Origin of the sequence: Emcibacter sp. SYSU 3D8 (genome assembly GCF_039655875.1) — a bacterium.
Classification (GTDB): Bacteria; Pseudomonadota; Alphaproteobacteria; order SMXS01; family SMXS01; genus RI-34.
This window is the reverse complement of sequence record NZ_JBBYXK010000003.1, coordinates 132,291-148,300: the sequence shown is the minus strand read 5'-3', so window position 1 is coordinate 148,300 and position 16,010 is coordinate 132,291. Positions and strand designations below refer to the sequence as shown.

Genomic DNA, 16,010 nt, shown 5'->3' with positions numbered 1-16,010 from the left:
TCGTAGCGGAGGATTCCCCGCCGGATAGCCAACCAGAGAGCCGATCCGTGAGCGCCACGCGATATCGCCAACAGCGTCAGCCCGGCTTCCCATCGCTCCGGCGTATCGCCCTTGCCTGCATGTTGCCGTTGTGGCTCGCCGCCTGCGGCGCCGAGGGCGAGACGTCGGGCGCGCCGCCGCCACCGCCCGTCAGCGTCGCCAAGCCGCTGGTGCGCGAGACGGTGGAGTGGGATGAGTACACCGGCCGGTTCCAGGCCACCGAGGACGTCGACGTGCGCGCCCGGGTGAGCGGCTACCTGTCGTCGATCAACTTCGCGGACGGCGAGACCGTGAAGAAGGGCGCCCTGCTGTTCGTCATCGACCAGCGGCCGTTCCGCATCGCCGTCGACCGGGCGCAGGCCGAGCTGGTGTCCGCCAAGTCGCAGCTCGACCTGGCCGGCCGCGACCTGGAGCGCGCCGAGGCCCTGTTCAGCCGCGGCAACATCTCCGAGCGGGTGCTGGACGAGCGCCGCCAGGCCAAGCGGTCCGGCGAGGCCGCCGTCACCGTCGCCGAGTCGGCGGTGCGCGACGCCAGGCTCAACCTGGAGTTCACCGAGGTGCGCGCGCCGGTCGCCGGCCGGGTGAGCCGCTACCAGGTCAGCGTCGGCAACCTGATCAGCGGCGGCACTGCCGAATCGACGCTGCTGACCACCATCGTCTCGCTCGACCCGATCCACTTCTATTTCGACGCCGACGAGGCCGCCTACCTGAAATACACGCGGCTTTCCAGCGAAGGCAGCCGGCCGAGTTCACGCGACGCACCCAACGAGGTCGCCGTCGCGCTGCAGGACGAGGACGGCTTCCCGCACAAGGGCCACATGGATTTCGTCGACAACCGGGTCGACCGCTCGACCGGCACCGTGCAGGCGCGGGCCGTGTTCGCCAACCCGGACAACGTGCTGCTCCCCGGCATGTTCGGCCGGCTGAAGCTGATCGGCAGCGGCAGGTACAACGCCGTCCTGCTGCCCGACAGCAGCATCGGCAGCGACCAGTCGCGCAAGTTCGTCTACGTGGTCGCCAGGGACAACACCGTGGCCTACCGGCCGGTCGAACTCGGCCCGCTGTCGGACGGACTGCGCATCGTCCGGTCCGGCGTCGGCAAGGACGATCTGGTCATCGTCAGCGGCCTCCAGCGCACCCGGCCCGGCGGCAAGGTGACGCCGCAACCGGTCGCCATCGACAAGCTCGGTGCGGCGGCGGCCGGCGGCACATGAAGTTCAGCCATTTCTTCATCGACCGGCCGGTCTTCGCGACCGTGCTGTCGCTGTTCATCGTCATCGTCGGGCTTATCGCCTACGCGGTGCTGCCGGTGTCGCAATATCCCGAGGTGGCGCCGCCGACCATCGTCGTGACGGCCGCCTATCCCGGTGCCAGCGCCCAGGTGATCGCAGACACGGTGGCGACGACGCTGGAGCAGGAGATCAACGGCGTCGAGCACATGATGTACATGTACTCGCAGGCGACCGGCGACGGCCGCATGACCCTGACCATCACCTTCAAGCTGGGCACCGACCTGGACCAGGCCCAGGTGCTGGTTCAGAACCGGGTCGCCATCGCCGAGCCGCGGCTGCCCGAGGAGGTGCGCCGGCTGGGCGTCACCACCCGCAAGAACTCGCCCGACCTGATGATGGTGATCCACCTCCTCTCGCCCAAGGCGACCTACGACCAGCTTTACATCAGCAACTACGCCCTGCTGCAGATCCGCGATCCGCTGGCGCGCATCGACGGCGTCGGCGACCTGCAGATGTTCGGTGCCCGCGACTACTCCATGCGCATCTGGCTGGATCCGGACCGACTTTCCACCCTGGACATGACGGCGGGCGACGTGGTCGCCGCCATGCGCCAGCAGAACATCCAGGTGGCGGGCGGCACGCTGGGCGCGCCGCCGGTGCGCACGCCCGAGGCGTTCCAGCTGTCGGTCCAGCTCCAGGGCCGTCTGACCGAGCCGGCCCAGTTCCAGAACATCATCGTCAAGTCGGGCGCCGACGGAAAGCTGGTGCGCCTCAAGGACGTGGCCAGGGTCGAGCTGGGCGCCCGCGACTACGTCACCCGCAGCTTCCTCGACGGCCAGCAGGCCGTGGTCCTCGCGGTGTCGCAGCGGCCCGGCGCCAACGCGCTGGAGACCGCCCGCAAGGTGCAGGACGAGATGGCGGCGCTGTCGAAGAACTTCCCCAACGGCCTGGAATACCGGATCATCTACAATCCCACCGAGTTCATCGCCGAATCCGTCGACGAGCTGATCAAGACCATCTTCGAGGCGGTGTTGCTGGTGGTTGTCGTCGTGCTGGTGTTCCTGCAGAGCTGGCGCGCGGCGGTGATCCCGATCATCGCAATCCCGGTGTCGTTGATCGGCACCTTCGCGGTGATGGCGCTGCTGGGCTTCTCGATCAACAATTTGACGCTTTTCGGGCTGGTGCTGGCGGTCGGCATCGTGGTCGACGACGCCATCGTCGTGGTCGAGAACGTCGAGCGCAACCTGGCGCTGGGCCTGTCGCCCAAGGAGGCCTCGCGGCGCACCATGGACGAGGTCGGCGGCGCGCTGGTCGCCATAGCGCTGGTGCTGGCGGCGGTATTCATCCCGACGGCGTTCATCTCGGGCATCTCGGGCCAGTTCTACCGCCAGTTCGCGCTGACCATCGCGGTCGCCACCGCGATCTCGGCGTTCAACTCATTGACCTTGAGCCCGGCGCTGTGCGCGCTGCTGCTGAAGCCGCACGATACGGCGGGCCATGCGGAGAGGCCGTTCCGCGCGGCGCCGCTGGCATGGAGCTTCGCGCGCTTCAACCGGGGCTTCGACTGGCTGTCGGACCGCTACGGCATGACGGTGTCCGCGGTGACGCGGCGGAGCGGGCGCATGCTGTTGCTGTATGGCGGTCTGATCGGCCTTACCGTGCTGGCGTTCAGCCAGGTTCCGGCCGGTTTCATCCCGGTGCAGGACAAGGGCTATTTCATCGTGCCGATCCAGCTGCCAGACGGCGCCTCGCTGGACCGCACCGCCGAGGTGGTCGAGCGCGCCGAGAAAATCATCCTGGGCACCAGGGGCATCGTCCACACCGCCACCTTCGCAGGCTTTTCCGGCGCGACGCGCACCAACGCCTCCAACGCGGGTGCCATCTTCGCGGTGATGGCGCCGTTCGACGAGCGCGCCGCCGAGGGGCTGACCGGCGACATGGTGCAGGCCGACCTGCGCAAGCGGCTGATGCAGATCGAGGACGCGTTCATCCTGGTGCTGCCGCCGCCACCGGTCGAGGGCATCGGCACCGCCGGCGGCTTCAGCATGCGGCTGCAGGACAAGGAAGCGCGCGGCCGCGCCGCGCTCGAGCAGGCCACCGGCGAGATCATCCAGGCGGCCAACGCGACGCCGGGGCTGGTCGGCGTATTCACGCCCTACAGCGGCAATACGCCCCAGCTTTACATCGATGTGGACCGCGAGCGGGCCCAGATGCTGAACGTGCCGGTCGCCAACGTGTTCGAGACGCTGGAGGTGTTCCTCGGCTCGGCCTATGTCAACGATTTCAACCTGTTCGGCCGCTCCTACCGGGTGACCGCCCAGGCCGACGCGCCATTCCGCATCAAGCCGGAGGACATCGCCCGGCTGCGCGCCCGCAGCGCCGACGGCGCCATGGTGCCGCTGGGCTCGCTGGTGACGTTCCGCGACATCTCCGGCCCGGACCGGGTGCCGCGCTACAACCTGTACCAGGCGACCGAGATCAACGGCGACATGCTGCCGGGGTTCAGCTCGGGCGAAGCGATCGAGGCGATGGAGGAACTGGCCGCCAGGCACCTGCCCAGCGGCATCGGCTTCGAATGGACCGACCTGGCCTACCAGCAGACCCAGGCCGGCAACACCGCCGCGCTGATCTTCGCCCTGTCGGTGCTGTTCGTTTTCCTGGCGCTGTGCGCCCAGTACGAAAGCTGGACCTTGCCCTTCGCCATTATCCTGATCGTGCCCATGTGCCTGCTGTCGGCGGTCGGCGGCGTCATGCTGCGCGGCATGGACAACAACATCCTGACCCAGATCGGCTTCGTGGTGCTGATCGGCCTGGCCAGCAAGAACGCGATCCTGATCGTGGAATTCGCCCGCGCGCTCGAGGACCAGGGCCGCGACCGCTTCCAGGCCGCCCTCGAAGCCTGCAAGCTGCGGCTGCGGCCGATCCTGATGACGTCGTTCGCCTTCATCCTGGGCGTGGTGCCGCTGGCCATCGCGTCGGGCGCCGGCGCCGAGATGCGGCAGGCGCTAGGCACGGCGGTTTTCTTCGGTATGCTGGGCGTGACGGTGTTCGGGCTGCTGTTCACGCCGGTGTTCTACGTGGTGATCCGCGGCCTGGCCGAACGGCGTGCCCTGCGCCGAACGGCGGACGCGGGCGCTTGACGCGAGGAGCATGGCGATGCTTGACATGGACCTGGATACGACGGTGCGGCGGCTCGCCGCCTGCGTGGTCGAAGGCGGCTGCGACCAGGGCGAGGCGGCCGAAAGTTCGTCGAAGCGCATGACCGCCGCCCTCGCCATCCTCGATCAGCAGCTTCAGGCCGTGGAGCGGACGCTGAGCGACGACGAGGCCGAGGCGCTGGTGCCGCTGCTGATGCGCTACCGCCGCGCCGTCCAGGAGGGCACCGCCGACTACAACCTGTCGCTGCTCGCCCAGGCCATCGCCAACGTGGCGCGCGCCGGCACGGCGGCCGGCGAGTTCCTGCCGCTCGCCGATATCCTCGCCATCATCTCGCCGCGCGAGATGGACGTGGTGCAGAGCCTGCATCAGTACGTCAACGATTGCGGCATGCTGCTGCGCGACAAGACCAAACGTAGTGCCAGCGCCGAGCGCCGCGCCATCGAGGCGCTGGTGCCGTCGGTGTTCAGGTCCGAGGACGAGTTCCGCTCGGTCGCCGCCGGCCTACTGCGTACCGGCCTGATCGAGCCCATGCTGACCCACGGCAGCATCATGTATGCGCCGTCGGCGCTGGTCGACCGGCTGGACCGGATCATCCCGCTGGGCGACTGCCCCAACTCGCGGCGCGCCGTTTGAGTACGGTCGACGACATGGCCGAACCGCTGCCGGACGAACTGCGCAGCCGCGAGCACCAGATGTTCCCGCACCTCCCCGAAGAGGTGGCGGAACGCATCGCCGGGTACGGCCAGGTCGAGGATGTGCCGGCCGGCGTGCTGGTGTACCAGCGCGGCCAGCGCGACAGCGACTTCTTCCTGGTGCTGGAGGGTGCGCTGGAGATTTTCGGCCACGACGAATATGGCCGCGAAACCAGGGTCACGGTGCACCGCGAACGCCAGTTCACCGGCGAGGTCGACCTGTTCAACGACCACGAGAACCTGGTCAGCGCCCGCGCCGTCGTGGACGCGCGTCTTGCGCGGCTGGACCGGGCCGCCTTCCGCCGGATGATGTCCGCCGAAGCGGACATCGCCGAGACGATCATGCGGGCGTTCATCCTGCGCCGCGTCGGCCTGATGCGCCGCGAGCAGGGCGGCGCGGTCGTCGTGGGGCCGGGTCATGGCGCGGATACCTTGCGGATCATGCGTTTCCTGACCCGTAACGGCTATCCCTACCGGCTGGTCGATACCGACAGCAACCCGAACGCGGCCGGCGTGCAGCTGTGCTTCCAGATCGGCCCCAACACGCTGCCGGCGGTCATCGTCCAGGGCGGCGCCGTACTGGGCAATCCGCCAATTCCCGAGCTGGCCGACAGGCTGGGCCTGACCGCCAGCATCGATCCGCTGCATGTTTACGACCTCGTGGTGGTGGGCGCGGGCCCGGGCGGACTGGCCGCGGCGGTCTATGCGGCCTCGGAAGGCCTCGATGTGCTGGTCGTCGAGTGCATGGCGCCGGGCGGCCAGGCCGGCACCAGCTCGCGGATCGAAAACTATCTGGGCTTTCCCACCGGCATCTCGGGCGAGGCGCTCGCCGGCCGGGCGCAGGTGCAGGCGCAGAAGTTCGGCGCGCGGCTGGCGGTGTCGCGGCAGGCGCTGAAGCTGCATTGCGAATACCTGCCCTACCAGCTCGAGCTCGACGACGGCAGCAGGGCGTCGGCGAACGCGGTCGTGGTGGCGACCGGCGCCCGATACCGCCAGCTCGACGTGCCGGACTACGGCCGGTTCGAGGGCCAGGGCATCCATTACGCGGCCACCGCCATGGAAGGCCAGCTCTGCCACGGCGAGGAGGCCATCGTCGTGGGCGGCGGCAATTCGGCTGGCCAGGCCGCCGTGTTCCTGTCGCGGATCGCCAGGCACGTCCACATCCTGGTGCGCGGCCCGAGCCTGAGCGCCACCATGTCCGACTATCTGGTTCGCAGGATCGACGCCTCGCCGCGCATCACCTTGCACCCCGGCTGCGAAGTAACGGGCCTGGAAGGCGATGCCACACTGCGCCATGTCTCATGGACCTGCCGCGATAACGGACAGGTCACCCGCATCGATTGCGGCAACCTTTTCGTGATGATCGGCGCCGTACCGAACACGGACTGGCTGGACGGCTGCCTGGACCGGGACGCCCAGGGCTTCGTCGTCACCGGAGGTCACAATCATGGCGCCTACCCGGCCTCGCCCTATGAAACCAGCCGCTCCGGCGTCTACGCCGTTGGCGACGTCCGCGCCGGGTCGGTGAAGCGCGTGGCCTCGGCGGTGGGCGAAGGCTCGGTGGTGGTGCAGGCGGTCCATGGTTACCTGGAAAGCCTGCGGTCCACCATCGCCTGACCCGGACGGATTAGGCGACCAGCGCCTCCGACGTGTTGAAGAACAGCGCCTGGCTGATCGTGGCCTGGACCGTGCGATGGTCGAACGGCTTGGTGATCAGGAAAGTCGGCTCCGGGCGCTCGCCGGTCAGCAGCCGCTCGGGGAACGCGGTGATGAAGATCACCGGCACTTCCATCTGGCCCAGGATTTCCTTGACGGCATCAAGGCCCGAGCTGCCGTCGGCAAGCTGGATATCGGCCAGCACCAGGCCCGGCTTGTGATCTCGCGCGGCCTTCACCGCCTGGTTGCGGGTCATGGAAATGGCGACGACCTGGTGCCCCAGATCGGTGACCAGCGAGGCCAGATCCATTGAGATGGCCGGCTCGTCCTCGATGATCAGCACCTTGGTGCGCTCCTGGCGCTGGATATCTGCCAGCGCCATCTCGACCAGTTCGCCCACTTCATCAGGCGTGATGCCGATGATCTCGGCGGTCTCGTTCTCGCCGAAGCCCTCCATGGCCGTGAGCAGCAGCGCCTGCCGGCTGACCGGCGTCAGTTCTTCAAGCCGCCGCTGCAACCGCCGCTCGGGCTTGGCCATCGAATCGTCGAGGTCGGCCGGCTCGTCCACATGGGCTGTCATCCAGATGGCATAGAACACCTTGTAGAGGCCCACCTTGGCGCCCACATCGCGCGGAAATTCGTCCGGCGCCTCGACAATGGTCTCGAGGCAGGCCCGTACATAGGCGTCGCCATGGACCTGGCTTCCGGTCAGCGCGCGCGCATAGCGGCGAAGATGGGAGAGATGAGGAGCGAGGTCAGCTGCGAGCGACATGGGAACTCTCCGTGTGTTTTCGAGTTGTAGTAGCGACACGAGGCTTCACATCGAGTGAAAACCTTGAGTCGTGGGGATGCAAGCGTTCAGTCATTGACCCGTTTTCGCCGAAGGGCTGATAATCGGATGAATCTAGAACGGGCATTCGGGCACTGACAGGGCAGGTGAACGTGACGCAAGGCAAAGACTCCGGGATCAAGAAGCCCGAGCAACGCAAGCGCTTGGGCGACAATCTCCGGCGATTGTATGACGAAGTTGTCAACGAACCAGTTCCCCAGGAGATGCTGGACCTGCTGTCTCGCCTGAAGGACGAGCCGCCGAAGAAGTAGCCGGCGCCTCGTTGATTACCGGAAATTTCATCTCGCAGCGTAGCCCCTCGGCCGCATAATCCATCTCGATCGAGCCGCCAAGCGCCATCAAATTGTGATTGATCAGGCGGGAACCAAAGCCGGATTCGACGGGCGCCTCGACCCTGGGGCCGCCGGTCTCGCGCCAGGTCAGCGCGACCATGCGCTCGCCGTCCTCGTCGCGGACAACCCGCCAGCGTATTTCGACGAAACCCTCGCCTTCAGCCAGGGCGCCGAAGCGGGCTGCATTGGTGACCAGTTCATGGAACGTCATCGCCAGCGTCAGCGTGGCACGCGGCCCGAAATCGGCGTCGTCACCCTCCACATCGAGCCGCGATGAGCCGAAGGCCGAGAGCGCTTCGGCGAGGATGATCTTGAGCGGCGTCTCCTGCCACTGGCACCGTACCAGCAGATCATGCGCGCGGCTCAGCGCGAGCAGACGGCTGCTGAACGACTCGCGGAACGATTCCAGCGAATCCGTATAGCGCAGGGTTTGCATGGCAATGGCATAGACGGTCGCCAGCGCATTTTTCACCCGGTGATTGAGCTCGCGCGCAAACAGGATGTGGCGATCCTCGGCCACTTTCTGATGGGTAATATCGGCCATCATGTTCACCGCGCCGATGAACCGGCCGGTTGCGTCATAAAGCGGCGTCGGATGGGGCAGGATCGCGACCCGGGAACCGTCCGGACGCTCCAGGGTCAACTCAACCCCCCGTACCGGCCGACGCTCGCGGATCGCAATGGCCATGGGCGTTTCATCGTGGGGCAGCACCGATCCGTCGCTGCCGTAGACTCTCCAGGGAGCGCTCCAGAGGCTGCTGCCCTCTTCCGGTACGGCGCCCCAGAGGTCGGCCGCCGCCTGGTTGAAATAGGTAAGGCGTCCCTCGGGATCGGCGACGCAGATTGCCGCCGGCAAGACGTCGAGCATGTCCCAGAAACGGGTGGTCGTGCCGGACGATTCAGGACGGGACTGGAAGGTCACAACCGTGCCGACATATTCGCCTTCGTCCCACACCGGCTCGGCGTTGGCCAGCACGTCCAGGCGTGTTTCGGGCGAGGGGCACAGGGTCAGCGCCGCATTTGTCTGGGCCTGGCCAGACTCCAGGAGGGCCTGGAACTGCCGCCCGGAGCCGTCGTTGCCGGCCATGCTGGCCCACGTATCTTCCGGCCCGGGCTCGCGGCCCCACACGCCCGTTGCCTTGGCATTGCAGCCCACAATCCGGCCTGCAGCATCCAGGATGCAGGCAGGCGTCGGCAGCAGTCGCAGCGCGTCTGCAAGAATAAGCAAATCTCCCCCGTTGGCCTGGTTCATCACGTGCCCATTCTGTGCCTCCAAAAAGGCGGCGTTCATTGCAATCCTATTCCGGCGTCTTTCCCAGGGACGCAGCGGGTTGACCATCAAGGGCCTCGGAAATCGTGCCGCCATCCCATACCCGCCGCTCCGCGGATACGGTGCCTGCCATTATACAACCGGTCCGCGCCGCCGAAGTTCCCGGACAGTGCGGATTTTCCGGCATCGGGCGCGTCAGGCGCCGCCCGGTACCTTCAGGAGGTGATCAAGGATGGCTTTCAGGTCCGATTCGGCGAACGGCTTGGGAAGCACGGGCTGTTCGGCGTATTCGCGAAGGGTGTCGGCCGAATAGCCGGTAAAGAACGCGAACGGAATGTTGCGCTTGGTGAGGATGCGCGCCACTTCGAAGGTATCCTGGCCATGCAGCTTGAGATCGACGATGGCGCAATCGAAACCGCCGCTGCTCGCCGCCTCGACAGCGGCAGGAAGCCGCCCCGCCGTGGTAACGTTCGACATCCCCAGATCGATCATCATCTCCTCGACGATCATCGAGATTGCCGGATCATCCTCGACCAGGAGAATGCTGGTTTCGCGCATCAATCAATCCCCAACTCATTACCGTAATCGGACGGAACCGCCCGCAAAAGCCGCGCGGGCCTCAAGAGGCCCAGCAAACTACCCTAGACCAAGAACTCGTTGGCGGTAACTCACCACCTGACAATCGGTTCCCGAAAAAATGCAGGCATGGCCGTCCCGCTACTCGGCGGGGCCATTCATGAGGCGGCCCAATTCGGCCCGGCCGCGTGCGACCCGGCTCCTGATCGTGCCGATGGGACAGCCGCAGATTTCCGAGGCTTCCTGATAGGACATGCCGCCCGCCCCCACCAGCACCACGGCCTCGCGCCAGGCGTCGGGAAGTTGCATCAGCGCGCGCTGCAGGTCGTCGAGCATCAGCCCCTGATCCTGCGAGGCCGGCGTCGACATGGCCGAATCGGCAATCTCGCCGCCAGTCTCCATGGTGGTCGAAAGCCGCCGCCGGTCGGACAGGAAGGCATTGCGCAGGATCACGAATGTCCAGGCCCGAAAGCTAGTGCCGGCCCGGAAACGGGTGCGCGCAGCCCATGCCTTCATCAGCGTTTCCTGCACCAGATCATCGGCCCGGTCACGCGTGCCGCTGAGGCTGCGGCCGAACGCACGAAGCGACGGCAGCACCGCTTCCAGCTCGCGGGCGAACTCGGCGTCAGACAGCGATTCGCCGATTTCGGACTCTGTGTCTTCGCTCACGGGCCTGACATCGTTGTTATCGGACTCTACTCGTACCGCCGCGTAGGAACCATCATGCGCGTCCAATGTCCAGCCGACCCAGCGTCAGTCTGGTCCGGCATGAATGGCCTCGTGGACCTTGTGCGCCAGCTGATACAGCGTGAACGGTTTCCCGATCAGTTGCACGCCCGGATCGACCACGCCGTTGTGTACGACCGCATTGCGGGTGTAGCCGGTGGTGAACAATACCTTAAGTCCCGGCCGACGCTCCAGCGCCCGGTCGGCCAGTTCCCGTCCATTGACGTCGGGCATGACGATGTCGGTAAACAGGAGCGTGACCTCCGGGTGTTCGTCGAGCAGCCTCAACGCCGCTTCTGCACCATTGGCATGGATGACCGTGTAGCCCAGGTCGCGCAGCGCATCGACCGACATCTGCCGAACCCGGTCGTCGTCCTCCACGACCAGAATCACCTGATGGGGCGCGCCCTGGGGCGGCGGCGCCATGTCGGCATCGGGCTGCGCCGTGGTTGCGGCACCATGGTGCCGCGGCAGGTAGATTTTCACCGACGAGCCGGAACCCGGTTCGGAATAGATCTTCACGTGACCGCCCGACTGGTAGACGAAGCCGTGGACCTGCGAAAGGCCCAGCCCCGTGCCCTTGCCGGCCTCCTTGGTGGTGAAGAACGGCTCGAATGCCTTGGCGACCACCTCTTCCGGCATACCGGTGCCGGTGTCCGAGACCGCTACCAGCACATACTGGCCCGCCGGCACGCCTACATGGTTTGCGGCGTACATGTCATCCAGATGGGCGTTGGCGGTTTCGATGGTGAGCCTGCCACCGCCGGACATGGCGTCACGGGCATTCACCGAGAGGTTCAGAATGGCGTTCTCCAGCTGCCCCGGATCCACGTTCACGGTCCAGAGCCCGCCAGCGAGGACCGTTTCGACCCGGATGGTCTCACCCAATGTCCGGTTCAGCATGTCCGACATGCTGGCGACCAGCCGGTTGATCTCGATAGGCTCCGGCGACAGCGGCTGCTTGCGTGCGAATGCCAGCAGGCGGTGCGTCAGTGTCGTGGCGCGTTCGGTGCCGTCCATGGCCTGGGCGATATAGCGCTCCACATCAGTTTCGCCCCTGGCCAGCCGCCGCGACAGCAGATTCAGGTTACCGACGATCACCGCCAGCATATTGTTGAAGTCGTGCGCGAGACCGCCGGTGAGTTGCCCCATGGCCTCCATCTTCTGCGACTGGCGCAACTGTTCCTCGACCGCCGCCCGGGTTTTCGCCTCCTGCACCAGCTGGCTGTTGACCACCCGCAGTTCGTTGCGGGTCCGCACCAGACCGGCGCTTCGCCGATAGGCGTCAAACACCGCATAGGCCGCAAGCAGGATCACCGCCACAATCGCGGCGACAATCGCCATCTCGAGGCGTCGGACGGCGCGGCGGGTATTGTCCTTCAAGGCGTCCAGATACTGGTCCTCGCCGGACCGCATGACCGCGACGATGGACCGCGCCCGGTCCATCAGCCGCTTGCCCTCGTCGCTGCCGATAATTGATGTGGCCTCATCGATCCTGCCGGCTGCATAAAGGGCGATGCCGTTATCAATGATGACCAGCCGCCGCTCCATGACCCCTGCGAGCGCGTCGAGCGCCTGCTGGTGCGCCGCGTTTCCTGCCGTCGCCCGGCGCAGATATTCAAGGCGCTCCGGGATATGCGGCGCGCCGTTGTTGTAAGCGTCAAGATATTGCGGGTCGCCCGTAAGCAGATAGCCGCGCTGGCCCGTTTCGGCATCCTGCAGCGCCGACAGCAGCTGCCAGAGGCCGTTTTCAATCTCCAGCGAGCCACGGACCTTCTCGTTCATGTCCTCGTGCGCGCGCACGAGCGCTCCGGTCGCCAGGACCACGAGCACAAGCATCATAAATCCGATGATCAGCGGGAAAATGCTTCTCATAGATCGGCCGCAACCTCATCCCCGGCGCAATGCAAGACTGTGTCCTCTTCCCCTGAGCGGCGCGCCTGCACCTGCTACCGCAGCCATCACTGCCGTTCGATGCTATCGCATCCGATGTGCCGAAACACTGGCACAGGCAGGGCGTCAGCCTCTTTCGGCATTCCCCGGCAGATGCCCCATGACCCACCTGTCGAGTTCCTCGCGGTCCAACCGCTCGACCCCCTCGAGGAAATCCCACACCTGCGGCACCGTGGCGGCTTCCGAGATGATCCGGCCATCCGGGTCGGGAAAGGCCAGCAATACCTGTCCGCGGCCGTCCCGGTGCACCCCGATCGAGCACCAGTTGCCTTCGTAATGGGTGACGAATTCCGCTGCTCTTGTCCTTACTTTCATGATGCCGGCGTGTTGTTGAAGGGTGTCGACAGGCATCTCGGCCCATATGGTCAACAACATCGGAAGGCGAAAGTTCCCGTCAGATGGAGCCGCCGCCATCCAGCACCACAAGGCTGCCGGTCATGAACGGGTTCACCATGCAGGCGATTATCTGCATCGCCACGTCATCGGCTTCGCCGACCCTGCCAACCGGCAATCCCCGGCCGATCTGCTCCATGCGATCGGCCTTCTTGTCGGCTGGCATGGTGTCCCACAGCGGCGTGTCGGCCGCGCCCGGAATGATCGTATTGACCCGCACCGGCGCCAGATCCTGCGCCAGGCCGCGCGACAGGGCATTCACCGCCGCGCCGATTGCCGACAGGGCGGCCATGCCCTTTGGCGGTCGAAGCGTGGCCGCGCCGGTTACCAGTGTCAGCGAGCCGCCGGGTCCGAACTGCGCGTTACGCGCCACATGGATGACGCTCCAGAACCGCGCATTGGCCTGTTCGTGCATGTGCTCGAGCGACATCGGCCCGGGCGGCGGCAACTCGCCGGCCGACAACACGATGTGATCAAGCGTTCCCAGCCGCGCCAGCATGCCGGCAATGGCGTCGCCATCGCGGACATCGACCACGGCCGTCTGGCACTGATCGCCGATCCGCGCCGCCGCCGCGCGCAGCTTGTCCTCGGATCGGGAGGCGATGGTGACGTGGGCGCCTTCGCGGGCGGCTCGCGCGGCGGTCGCCTCGCCAAAGCCCGAACTGCCGCCGATGACGAGCACCCTTGCGCCGTTCAGCGAAATCGCGGCCACGGTCCGGCCCCTAGGCCGACTTGGTGAACTTGAGATGCAGCTCGAGCAGCCCCATCATGATGCCCGGCTGGTGCCGGAACGTGTTGCCCTCGTCATATTCCAGGCTGTCGATGCGATCGAGCAGGCGATCCCAGGCAATCTGCTGTTCCAGCCGCGAGATACCTGCACCCGGACAGATGCGGGGCCCCTGCGAGAAGGTCAGGTGCCGGCCGACGCCCTTGCGGTCGAGCATCACCTCGGCCGGACATTCGAACTCGTCCGGGTCCAGATTGCCGGCAGCCCAGCGCATATGAAGAATGGAGCCTTTCGGCACCTTCACGCCCTGGAACTCCTCGTCCTGGATGGTGTAGCGGGTCGACAGACCTTGCGTCGGCGCCCGAAGACGCATGCCTTCCTCGGTAAAGGGGCGCAGCTTGGAGCGGTCTGCCTTGATGGTCTGGAACAGATCCGGATCCTCGCAGAGGAGCTGGGCTTGTTCGGCAATGGCATACTGGGTGGTCTCCAGGCCGCCGATCAGCATGGCATAGACGATGCCGTTGATCTCGACGTCGGTCAGCTTGCGATCCAGCGCCTTGTAGGTCACCTGGGTCAGGAACGAGATCATGTCGTCCTGCGGATTGCTGCGCTTTTCCACGACCCAGTCGGCGACATATTCCTTGAAGCCGTCGAGAATCCTGAACTGCTCGGCGGTCTCTTCGGGGGTGAGCTGGTTGCGGTGGCCGCGGCCATAGACGAACGCCGCGACCTGGGCGGTGCCCCAGCGCTCGAGCTTCTTCAGGTCCGACTGCGGAAAGCCGAGGACGGCGGCCATTACCATCTGCGGTAGCGGCCGGGCGAACTCGTTGACGAAGTCCACCTTGCCGTTGTCGATCCAGTTGTCGATCAGCTCATCGGTAAATCGTGTGATCATCGCCGTGTTGCGGGTGGCGCCCGGGCCAACCCATGGATCGGTCAGCTCCTGCCGGTGCGCACGCCACAGCTCTATGCTGGGACGCAGGCTGAGGATGGACACCTGCATGGCGTTGAGCTGTTGCTGCGAGCCATCGGGATTGGGCTTGGGCTTGTCGGACAGGAAGGCGGGAAAGCGCACCGGATCCTTCACCACCAGCGAGATGTCCTCGTATTTGGTGAGGATGAAGCCGTCGTGGTTCGGCGTGGTGCCTTCGCCGGGAATGCGGTGCACCGGGGACTCGCTGTGCAGGATCGGATAGGCCTCGTACCAGTGTTCCTGCGCGCCCGGCGAGAACAGGTCCACGTCTCTCACGGACACGGGACATTTCATATGGTTCGGTTCGGTGCGCGGCGTCGTGCGTGCCATGGCGAAAATCTCCCGTTTCTGGCCAAGTGGCGGCCATTCGGCCCTGCCACAGTCATGCTTGCAGGTGAACAGGATTGCAAGAATTTTGCAATGGGTCAGTGGCAGGAACGGCACCGCCTGCCCGGCAGACCTGCGCCGTTGCGTACGCGGCCATCAATGCGGATCTGCCAGCACGAGCGGAAATCCGGCAAGGAGGGGCGTCCGGTCATGGTGCAGTCGATACGGCATCGCACCGTTTACCGGTACCATCAGGCAGTCCAGCCGGCCCCGCACCGGCTCGCGCAAGCCGTTCTGTTATTCCGGTGCTGAATTGACCGTTCCGGGCGCTCTGGCGACCCAGAGCCGTAACGACGAAGGCACCCAGTCGCCGGCCGCAACCTGACACCGGTGACGGTCACGCGCCACATCGGGCAAACCATCCCCGTCTCCGGAAGCGTCATCGGCATGACGAATGCCCTCAGGGTGATGCCGGTAGAGGTGAGCGTGACGGCCTGAGCCGATCCTAGGCGGCGAGCGGAACGTTTCGCGACAGCGGGTAATCGTCGGCATCATAGAGCCGGCGGATATCGGCTTTCTCAAAGCGGTCGCCGTCGACCTCGAGCGTGGCCGTCGCAAAGCCACTTGCTCCTTCAACCGCGAACTGAACTGCCGCGGCGGCCGAGACAAAGCGCTTGTAGACGAGGCGTTTGCCACCCGCGCCAATGCCGCGCAGGAATAATTCAGCTGGTACCTGGTAATCGAAGGCGTTCATATCCGTATCCTAGTTGAGTAGCCTGCCGTCGGACTGGCGCGTGTCATCGAAGCAATCCATGGTGCTCACCGTGTGCCACATCAACTCGGCAAGCCACGTCCGGGTTGTCACTGCAGCGGCCGGCCGGTTCAGCGCGTTCCAGGACTTCATGATGGTGTGATGCACCAGTGCATAGGCCAGATTCGGGTCGTCCGTGTAGGACGACGCCCAGGCATGCAACTCGGGTTCCATCAAGAATATCTCTTCGCGCCGGCGGGACGCTTCCATGGGCATAGCGGTCTTTCATGGTATCGCGGGATTGCATGGCGCCGACGGGCGGATGGCCACGCAAGGTCGTTTAGAGGGGCTGAA

Annotated in this window: 13 protein-coding genes and 1 pseudogene; 4 read left to right on the top strand and 10 right to left on the bottom strand. The window is 65.8% G+C overall.

Annotation, left to right across the window (positions count from 1 at the left end; all coding sequences use genetic code 11):
* Window positions 1-47: 47 nt before the first annotated feature.
* Genes WJU21_RS11820 through WJU21_RS11805 form a run of 4 tightly spaced genes read left to right on the top strand, consistent with a single transcriptional unit; the run spans window position 48 to window position 6,739 of the window.
* A complete protein-coding gene (locus WJU21_RS11820) occupies window positions 48-1,253 on the top strand; it encodes an efflux RND transporter periplasmic adaptor subunit (protein ID WP_346323640.1) in 1,206 nt (401 codons plus the stop codon).
* Window positions 1,250-4,411 (top strand): multidrug efflux RND transporter permease subunit, encoded by a 3,162-nt coding sequence (locus WJU21_RS11815; protein WP_346323639.1) that lies wholly within the window; start codon window positions 1,250-1,252, stop codon window positions 4,409-4,411. The genes WJU21_RS11820 and WJU21_RS11815 overlap by 4 nt, the downstream gene beginning before the upstream one ends.
* Window positions 4,412-4,427: 16 nt before the next feature.
* On the top strand, window positions 4,428-5,063 hold the full coding sequence (locus WJU21_RS11810) for a hypothetical protein (protein ID WP_346323638.1): 636 nt from the start codon (window positions 4,428-4,430) through the stop codon (window positions 5,061-5,063).
* The gene (locus WJU21_RS11805) at window positions 5,060-6,739 is read left to right on the top strand and encodes an FAD-dependent oxidoreductase (protein ID WP_346323637.1); all 1,680 of its coding nucleotides are present in this window, start codon (window positions 5,060-5,062) and stop codon (window positions 6,737-6,739) included. The genes WJU21_RS11810 and WJU21_RS11805 overlap by 4 nt, the downstream gene beginning before the upstream one ends.
* Window positions 6,740-6,749: 10 nt before the next feature.
* Here the strand turns inward: WJU21_RS11805 and WJU21_RS11800 are convergent, their stop codons facing one another.
* From WJU21_RS11800 to WJU21_RS11755, 10 genes and pseudogenes are all read right to left on the bottom strand, one after another.
* On the bottom strand, window positions 6,750-7,550 hold the full coding sequence (locus WJU21_RS11800) for a response regulator (protein ID WP_346323636.1): 801 nt from the start codon (window positions 7,548-7,550) through the stop codon (window positions 6,750-6,752).
* A 258-nt stretch (window positions 7,551-7,808) separates the two neighbouring features.
* Window positions 7,809-9,188, bottom strand: a complete 1,380-nt coding sequence (locus WJU21_RS11795) for an HWE histidine kinase domain-containing protein (protein WP_346323635.1) — start codon at window positions 9,186-9,188, stop codon at window positions 7,809-7,811.
* A gap of 237 nt (window positions 9,189-9,425) precedes the next feature.
* Window positions 9,426-9,788, bottom strand: coding sequence for a response regulator (locus WJU21_RS11790; protein WP_346323634.1), 363 nt, complete (start codon window positions 9,786-9,788; stop codon window positions 9,426-9,428).
* Between the two features lie 177 nt (window positions 9,789-9,965).
* A pseudogene (locus tag WJU21_RS11785) lies at window positions 9,966-10,475 on the bottom strand (sigma-70 family RNA polymerase sigma factor); the annotation flags it as partial.
* Between the two features lie 84 nt (window positions 10,476-10,559).
* Window positions 10,560-12,371, bottom strand: coding sequence for a CHASE3 domain-containing protein (locus tag WJU21_RS11780; RefSeq protein ID WP_346323633.1), 1,812 nt, complete (start codon window positions 12,369-12,371; stop codon window positions 10,560-10,562).
* Between the two features lie 180 nt (window positions 12,372-12,551).
* Window positions 12,552-12,800 carry a hypothetical protein gene (locus tag WJU21_RS11775; protein ID WP_346323632.1) on the bottom strand — a complete coding sequence of 83 codons (249 nt, stop codon included), beginning with the start codon at window positions 12,798-12,800 and terminating at the stop codon, window positions 12,552-12,554.
* 79 nt (window positions 12,801-12,879) lie between these two features.
* Window positions 12,880-13,590: an SDR family oxidoreductase gene (locus tag WJU21_RS11770; RefSeq protein ID WP_346323631.1), complete on the bottom strand. Its 711-nt coding sequence runs from the start codon at window positions 13,588-13,590 to the stop codon at window positions 12,880-12,882.
* A gap of 10 nt (window positions 13,591-13,600) precedes the next feature.
* Entirely contained in the window at window positions 13,601-14,908 is a 1,308-nt protein-coding gene (locus WJU21_RS11765) for a cytochrome P450 (protein WP_346323630.1), read from the bottom strand.
* A 502-nt stretch (window positions 14,909-15,410) separates the two neighbouring features.
* Complete coding sequence (locus tag WJU21_RS11760; protein WP_346323629.1) at window positions 15,411-15,659, bottom strand: hypothetical protein; 249 nt, start codon at window positions 15,657-15,659, stop codon at window positions 15,411-15,413.
* Window positions 15,660-15,668: 9 nt separating this feature from the next.
* Complete coding sequence (locus tag WJU21_RS11755) at window positions 15,669-15,890, bottom strand: hypothetical protein (protein ID WP_346323628.1); 222 nt, start codon at window positions 15,888-15,890, stop codon at window positions 15,669-15,671.
* Window positions 15,891-16,010 lie beyond the last annotated feature (120 nt).

Coding starts and splice junctions, on each gene's coding strand:
- WJU21_RS11815 (WP_346323639.1), top strand. CDS start 1,250: ATGAAGTTCAGCCATTTCTTCATCGACCGGCCGGTCTTCGCGACCGTG.
- WJU21_RS11810 (WP_346323638.1), top strand. CDS start 4,428: ATGCTTGACATGGACCTGGATACGACGGTGCGGCGGCTCGCCGCCTGC.
- WJU21_RS11800 (WP_346323636.1), bottom strand. CDS start 7,550: ATGTCGCTCGCAGCTGACCTCGCTCCTCATCTCTCCCATCTTCGCCGC.
- WJU21_RS11790 (WP_346323634.1), bottom strand. CDS start 9,788: ATGCGCGAAACCAGCATTCTCCTGGTCGAGGATGATCCGGCAATCTCG.
- WJU21_RS11780 (WP_346323633.1), bottom strand. CDS start 12,371: ATGCTTGTGCTCGTGGTCCTGGCGACCGGAGCGCTCGTGCGCGCGCAC.
- WJU21_RS11775 (WP_346323632.1), bottom strand. CDS start 12,800: ATGAAAGTAAGGACAAGAGCAGCGGAATTCGTCACCCATTACGAAGGC.
- WJU21_RS11765 (WP_346323630.1), bottom strand. CDS start 14,908: ATGGCACGCACGACGCCGCGCACCGAACCGAACCATATGAAATGTCCC.
- WJU21_RS11760 (WP_346323629.1), bottom strand. CDS start 15,659: ATGAACGCCTTCGATTACCAGGTACCAGCTGAATTATTCCTGCGCGGC.
- WJU21_RS11755 (WP_346323628.1), bottom strand. CDS start 15,890: ATGGAACCCGAGTTGCATGCCTGGGCGTCGTCCTACACGGACGACCCG.